This window comes from Spirillospora sp. NPDC047418, assembly GCF_040643275.1.
Classification (GTDB): domain Bacteria; phylum Actinomycetota; class Actinomycetes; order Streptosporangiales; family Streptosporangiaceae; genus Spirillospora.
Genome location: NZ_JBEYTW010000034.1, coordinates 73097 through 79758 on the forward strand (window position 1 = coordinate 73097; position 6662 = coordinate 79758).

General features: G+C 76.3%; 6 protein-coding genes. 4 read left to right on the top strand and 2 right to left on the bottom strand.

Features of this window, described 5'->3' with window-relative positions:
- Positions 1-31 precede the first annotated feature (31 nt).
- Positions 32-811 (bottom strand): SDR family oxidoreductase, encoded by a 780-nt coding sequence (locus tag ABZ806_RS22110; RefSeq protein WP_500219236.1) that lies wholly within the window; start codon positions 809-811, stop codon positions 32-34.
- A gap of 70 nt (positions 812-881) precedes the next feature.
- On the opposite strand from ABZ806_RS22110, the gene ABZ806_RS22115 reads away from it, so the two are divergent.
- Positions 882-1748, top strand: coding sequence for a LysR family transcriptional regulator (locus ABZ806_RS22115; protein WP_500219237.1), 867 nt, complete (start codon positions 882-884; stop codon positions 1746-1748).
- 16 nt (positions 1749-1764) lie between these two features.
- Here the strand turns inward: ABZ806_RS22115 and ABZ806_RS22120 are convergent, their stop codons facing one another.
- Positions 1765-2793 (bottom strand): 3-oxoacyl-ACP synthase III family protein, encoded by a 1029-nt coding sequence (locus ABZ806_RS22120; RefSeq protein ID WP_500219238.1) that lies wholly within the window; start codon positions 2791-2793, stop codon positions 1765-1767.
- Positions 2794-2950: 157 nt separating this feature from the next.
- Between ABZ806_RS22120 and ABZ806_RS22125 the strand changes: the two genes are divergently transcribed.
- The 3 genes from ABZ806_RS22125 to ABZ806_RS22135 all read left to right on the top strand — a co-directional run bounded on the left by ABZ806_RS22125 (position 2951) and on the right by ABZ806_RS22135 (position 6515).
- Positions 2951-4021, top strand: coding sequence for an ACP S-malonyltransferase (locus ABZ806_RS22125; RefSeq protein ID WP_500219239.1), 1071 nt, complete (start codon positions 2951-2953; stop codon positions 4019-4021).
- Positions 4021-5784, top strand: coding sequence for an acyl-CoA dehydrogenase family protein (locus ABZ806_RS22130; RefSeq protein ID WP_500219240.1), 1764 nt, complete (start codon positions 4021-4023; stop codon positions 5782-5784). Before ABZ806_RS22125 ends, ABZ806_RS22130 begins: the two co-directional genes overlap by 1 nt.
- Before the next feature lie 155 nt (positions 5785-5939).
- On the top strand, positions 5940-6515 hold the full coding sequence (locus ABZ806_RS22135; protein ID WP_500219241.1) for a TerD family protein: 576 nt from the start codon (positions 5940-5942) through the stop codon (positions 6513-6515).
- The last annotated feature ends 147 nt before the right edge of the window (positions 6516-6662 follow it).

Sequence of the window (6662 nt, forward strand, 5' to 3'; positions counted from 1 at the left end):
GCTGCCCGGTGACCGGCTGGCAGGGGACCGGCTACCAGGGGACGGGGCCGTCGTCGTCGAAGAAGCCGCCGGTGGGCCCGTCTCCGTCCAGGGTGGCCAGCCGGATCGCGATGGCCGCGCCCTGCTCGGCGGTCCGGTCGGTGGTCCGGCCGGTGGCGCGGGTGAACTCGGCGGTGAAGTCGGTGGCGCAGGCGCCGGGCGCGGCGGCGTTGACCTTGATCGCGGTGTCGCGTAGCCGCTTGGCGTACTGGACCGTCAGCATGTTCAGCGCCGCCTTGGACGCCGGGTAGGCGGCGGACGCGGCGGTGTTCCAGAAGTAGTGGCCGCGGTCGGTCATCGCGGTCATCGAGGACGTGCCGCTGGAGATGTTGACGATCCGCCCCGCCGGCGCCTCCCGCAGCAGCGGCAGCACCGCGTTGGTCACCCGGTACACGCCGAACAGGTTGGTGTCGAACACGCGCCGCACGACGTCCAGGTCGGCCTCGTCGGGCAGGTGGAGCGGGCCGCCGGAGATGCCGGCGTTGTTGACCAGCACGTCCAGCCGCCCGGTCTCGGCGGCGGCGCGCCCGGCCGCGGCCCCGGCCGACGCCGGGTCGGTGACGTCCAGCGCCACCGCGCGGACGTCGAGGCCGTCGTCCCGCAGCCGCGCCGCGGCCTTCTCGCCGCGCCCCGGGTCGCGGGCGCCGAGCAGCACGGTCATGCCGCGCCCGGCCAGCCCCCGCGCGATGGCGAGCCCGATGCCCTTGTTCGCCCCGGTCACCAGGGCGGTCTTCCCGCTGTCGTTGGCGGTGGTGTCGGTGGTGTCGTCCATGGCTCCAGCCCACCACCGCGGGCGCCGCCGGATCCAACACCGATCGCCCCGGGATCAATACCCTGGAGGTATGGACGTGGTGGAAACGCGTGAGCTCACCTACTTCCTCGCGGTCGCGCGGGAACTGCACTTCGGCCGCGCCGCCGAGCGGCTCGGCATCGCGCAGCCGCCGCTGTCGCGGGCCATCGGCCGGCTGGAGCGGCGCCTCGGCGTGACCCTGCTGGAGCGCACCTCCCGCCGGGTGGTGCTCACCCCGGCGGGGGAGACGCTGCTGGCCGAGGGCGCCGCCGCGCTGGAGGCCGTCGCGGCCGCCGTCCGCCGCACCCGCCGCGCCGGCGGCGCCGGGCCCCGGCTGGTCCTGGCGCTGAAGCCCGGCGGGGACGGCGGCGGGCTGCTCCCGGCGATCCTGGCCGCCTACGAGCGCGTCCCGGGCGCGGTTCCGGTGGAGATGCTGCTCGGCCACGGCGCCGACCGGGCGCTGCGCGAGGGCCGCGCCGACGCCGCCCTGCTGTACACGCCGCGGCAGGACGTCACCGGCCTGGCCGTCCAGGAGCTGCTGGAGGAGCCGCAGGTCGCCGTCCTGCCGCGCGGCCACCGGCTGGCGGGCCGCAAGGAGCTGACGCTGGCGGACCTGGACGGCGACGACGTGCCGCCCGCCCGGTACGGGCACGCGCTGGGCGCCGCGCCGCGGATCGGCGACGGCGGGCAGCTGATGCAGCTGATCGCGCTCGGCCGGGCGGTGGCGGTGCTGCCGGCGTCGATGCGGGGGCTGCTGCGCGACGACCTGGCCGCGGTCCCGGTGCCGGACGCGGCGCCGTCCACGCTGGTGCTGGCCTGGCCGGAGGCGTCGCGGTCGCCGGTGCTGGCGGCGTTCGTGCGGTCCACGGCCGCGGTCGCCGCCGAGTTCGCCGCCGGGTCCGCAGCCCGCCCCGCCTGAGCGGGGCCGGGGCGGGTCAGCCGGGCGGCCAGGTGATGAGGGTGTGGCCCCAGGTGACGCCCGCGCCGAATCCGGCGAGCAGCACCAGGTCGCCGCCGTGCAGGCGGCCCTCGCGGACGGCCCGGTCCAGGGCGTGCGGGATGCTGGCGGCGCCGATGTTGCCGACCTCGTGCCCGACGATCGCCAGCTGCGCCGGGTCCAGGCCCGCGCCGGCGGCCAGCGCGGCGACCAGCCGCGGGTTGGGCTGGTGCGGGACGACCAGGGCCAGGTCGGCGGGCTTGACGCCGGCGGCCTCGGTGGCCTCGGCGACCAGCCGGGGGAAGATGTGCTCGATGAAGCCGCGGACGGCACGGCCGTCCATGTGGATGGTGTGGCCGAGCCCGGCGAGGGTCTCGGCGGTGGCGGGCGTGCGGCTGCCGCCCGCGGGGATGAGCACGTCGTCGGTGCCCGAGCCGTCGGACCCGAGCGTGACCGGCCCGATCCCGTAGGGGGCCGGGACGGGCCCGATGACGGTGGCGGCGGCGCCGTCCCCGAACACCGCGACGGTGCCGCGGTCGGCGGGGTCGAGGAACCGGGAGTACACCTCGACGCCGACGACCAGCGCGTACTGCGCGGGGCGCCCGCCGCCGGGGCGGCCGGCGGCGCGCTGGGCGGCCAGCCAGCCGAGCGCGGCCTGCAGCCCGAACACGTACCCGGTGCAGGCGGCGGCGACGTCGAACGCGGCGGCGCGGCGGGCGCCGAGCAGGGCCTGGACGCGGCAGGCGGTGGACGGGGCGATCAGGTCGGGCGTGGAGGTGCCGAGGACGAGCAGGCCGATGTCGGCGGCGTCCAGCCCGGCGGCGTCCAGGGCCCGGGCGGCGGCCGCGGCGGCCAGGTCGGAGGCGGCCTGCCCGGGCGCGGCCAGATGCCGGCGGCGGATGCCGGTGCGGTCCTCGATCCACGACGGGTCCAGGCCCAGCGAGCGGGACAGCTCGTCGCTGGGCACGCACCGGTCGGGCAGGCAGGAGCCGGTCCCGCGGATCGCCCATCCGGTGTCCTCGCTCATCGCCATGCTCGTTTCCCCCTCGCACCACAAGCGGTTGTCAGACCCACTGCACAAGTGAATAATCCCATTTCACGGCCTATGGTCCATATCTGAGTATTAAGCGGCCTTTATCCCCAAATGGGAAAGTCAGCCTTCCTTCCAGGTAAGGAGACCCCGCGTGCCGTCCACCGCATTCGACCCCGCAGGAGCACTCGAACCCGGCGACCTCTGCGCCTTCCTGTTCCCCGGAACCGGCTCGGCCGGAGTCCCCGACCTGCCCGCCCTCGCCGCGACCGGCCCGGGCGCCGCCCGTGCCGTCGCCGACGTCCTGGACGCCGTCCAGGAGGGCCTGCCCGCCACCGGATGGCCGTCCCTGCGCGCGGTCCTGCTGGAGGACCCCACCGGGTACCGGGCCGCGTCCCGCACCCCCGGCGTCGCCCAGCTGTGCGCCTACGCCGCCTCCGTCGCCGTCGACCGCGCCCTGCGCGCCGCCGGCGTCCACCCCGCCTTCGCCGTCGGGCAGAGCTTCGGCGAGATCGCCGCACTCGTCAGCGCCGGCGCGTTCACCGTCACCGACGGCGCCCGGATGGCCGTCGCCGCCGTCGGCGTCCTGGCCGACCGCGGCCGCGGCGGCGGTATGGCCCTGCTGGAGACCGGCGAGGACGGCGCCCGCGCCCGCATCAAGGCCGCCGCCGCACCCGAGGTCGTCGTCGCCTGCCTGAACGCGCCGTCGGTCACGATCGTGTCCGGGCCCGACGGCCCCCTGGAGGCGGTCGTGGACGCCGCCAAGGCCGGCGGGGTACGGGCCGTGCGCCTCGCCGTCCCCTACCTGTCGCACCACCCCGCGATGGCCGGCGCCGACGACGAGTGGTACGCGATGATCCGCCACCTTCCCCAGCGGCCCCTGGAACTGCCCGTGCACTCCCCGGTCCGCGGCCGCGCCTACCGCGACGGCGACGACCTGCACCGCGCCATGGCCGACTGCATCGTCAAACCCGTCCGGCTGCCCGCCGCCCTGCGCGCCGTGCACGCCGCCGGCGCCACCGTGTTCACCGAGGCCGGCCCCGGCGACGCGCTGTGCCAGTGCGCCCGGCTCGCCGTCCCCGGCGCCCGGACCCTGGCGCCGCTGCGCGACCGGCCCCGCCACGGCCGCACCGGCAAGGCCGCACCCGGCGTCGCCCCCGGCCCCGACCCCGGCCCTGACCCCGGCGCGGCGCCCGCACCGGCCCCCGGGGGAGGGGAGCGGTGATGGACGCCAAGACGCGCGCCCGGCTGGAGGAGGCCGTCCCCGAGGAGTTCTTCACCTATCCCGCCGGCCTCACCGCCCGCGAGCACCAGGCCCTCACCTACGCGCGGCTGCGCCACGCCGGACTGGCCGCGCCGCCCGCCGCCGAACTGCTCGCCGACCCCCCGGCACTGTGCGCGCTGCTGGACCGCGCCGCGATCGCCGACCCCGCCCTGTTCCACGTCATGCTGCTGCACTACACCCTCGCGCTCGGCCCCATCCTGGCGTTCGGCGCCGACCAGGACGGCGCCGCGCAGGCCAGGGACTCGCTGGAGTCGATGGACGCCGCCGGGACCCTGCTGATGACCGAGGTCGGGCGCAGCAACAGCCACCTGTCGCCCCGCACCATCGCCCGCCACGACCCCGCCACCGGCGGATTCGTCCTCACCACCCCCGACCCGCAGGCCGCCAAGTTCCCCACCAACACCGCCCACCCCGCCATCGCCAAGACCGCCGCCGTCTACGCCACCCTCGTCCACGGCGGGCAGGAGCGCGGGGTGTTCGTGTTCGCGGTCCCGCTGCGCCGCCCCGACGGCACCGTCCCGCCGGGCGTGCGGATCATCGCGGCACCGGAGACGACCGGGCTGCAGATCGACTACGCCGCCGTCCTGCTCGACGGCGTCCACGTCCCCCACGGGGCCTGGCTGCGCGACGGCGCCCGCATCGACGCGGACGGCCGGTTCCACGACCCGGCAGGGTCGCCGGGCGCCCGGCTCACCCGCTCGATGGGCGTCGCCCCGCCGGTCTGGCGCGCCGTCATCTCCGCCTCCGCCGCGATCACCCGCGCGTCGGCGGGCATGCTGCTGGCGCACTCGGCGGGCCGCACCACCCTCGGCCGGCTCGCGCCCCGCCGCCCCCTGACCGACTACCGCAACCAGCAGGAGGCCGTGCTGGGCGCGCTGGCCGCCGCGTACGCGCTCACCGCCGTCGCCGCGCACGCCACCGCGCCCCGCCCCGCCGCCCCGCAGGGCCCCGGCGACGGCGGCGAGGGCGGCCCCGACACCGCCTGGGCGCCGTGGTCGGCCGTCGACCGGGACCTGGCCCTGCTGAAGGCCGCCGCGACCGCCCAGGCGCAGGAGACGGTGTCGGCGTGCCGGGTGCACAGCGGCGCGCCCGGCTTCGCCGCCGTCGAGCGCCTCAACGCCTACCGCGGCCTCGCGCACGCCTACCAGAACGCCGGCGGCGACAACGAGCTGATCCTCTACGACACCGCCCGCGCCATGGCCGACCTGGACCGCTACGCCCCGCCCGACCCGGGCGCGGGCCCGCCCGACGGCGGCGACCTGGACTCCCCGCGCGTCTGGCTCCACCTGGCCCGCGACGCCGAACGCCGCATGCGCGACCGGCTCGCCGGCCGGGTCGAGGCCGCGCTGGGCGACGGCGGCGACGCCTTCACCGCCTGGAACGCGAACCTCGTCCTGGCCGCCCGCACCGCCGGCGCGTGCGCCGACCGGATCGTCCTGGAGATCTGCGCCGCCGCCGCGACCGCGCCCGCCGGGACCGGGGCCGTCCTGCGGCTGCACGCTCTCAACATCCTGGAGCGCCGCGCCCCCGACCTGCTCAACGAGGGCGTCGCCCCGCCCGGCATCCTCGACCAGGTGTGGGCGGCGCGGCGCCGGACCTGCGACGAACTCGCGCCGCACGCGGCGGACCTGGCCGCCGCGTTCGACCTGCCCGCCCCCGTCACCGCCCCCACCGCGTTCCTCACCGGGCTTACCGGGCCGTGACCGCGTCCCCTACGCTCGGGACCGGACGAAACAGCACGCCACGCCGCGAATTCGCCAAGGACCGGGGGGAACCGGCGAGGGATGGCTACCGTTCTCGTAAGACAGACCGATCGCGGGTGGACGTCACCCGCAGCCCGATACGGAGGTAGACAACAGTGGGAGTCAGTCTGAGCAAGGGCGGCAACGTCTCGCTGACCAAGGAGGCTCCCGGACTGACCGCCGTCGTGGTCGGTCTGGGCTGGGACGTGCGGACCACCACCGGGACCGACTTCGACCTGGACGCCAGCGCCCTGCTGGTCTCGGCGGAGAACAAGGTGCTGTCGGACCAGCACTTCGTGTTCTTCAACAACCTCAAGAGCCCCGACGGTTCGGTCGAGCACACCGGTGACAACCTCACCGGTGAGGGCGAGGGCGACGACGAGCAGATCAAGGTCGGCCTCAGCACCGTCCCGGCCGAGGTCGCCAAGATCGTGTTCCCGGTGTCGATCTACGACGCCGACGGCCGGCAGCAGAACTTCGGGCAGGTCCGCAACGCGTTCATCCGCGTGGTGAACCAGGCCGACAACAGCGAGATCGCCCGCTACGACCTGTCGGAGGACGCCTCGACCGAGACCGCCATGGTGTTCGGCGAGCTCTACCGCAACGGCGCCGAGTGGAAGTTCCGCGCGGTGGGCCAGGGCTACGCCTCGGGCCTGACGGGCATCGCCTCCGACTTCGGCGTGAACGTCTGACCCGACCGCGAGCAGAAGGGGGCGCCCCGGTCCGTCCGGGGCGCCCCCTTCCCATGGTGCGCCCAGCATGGGCGATTGCTTGGGGGTGAAAGTCCCCTGGAGGAAGAGGTGGTGCTAACTCCGAGCCGGAGGCAAGGGCGTCGTTGT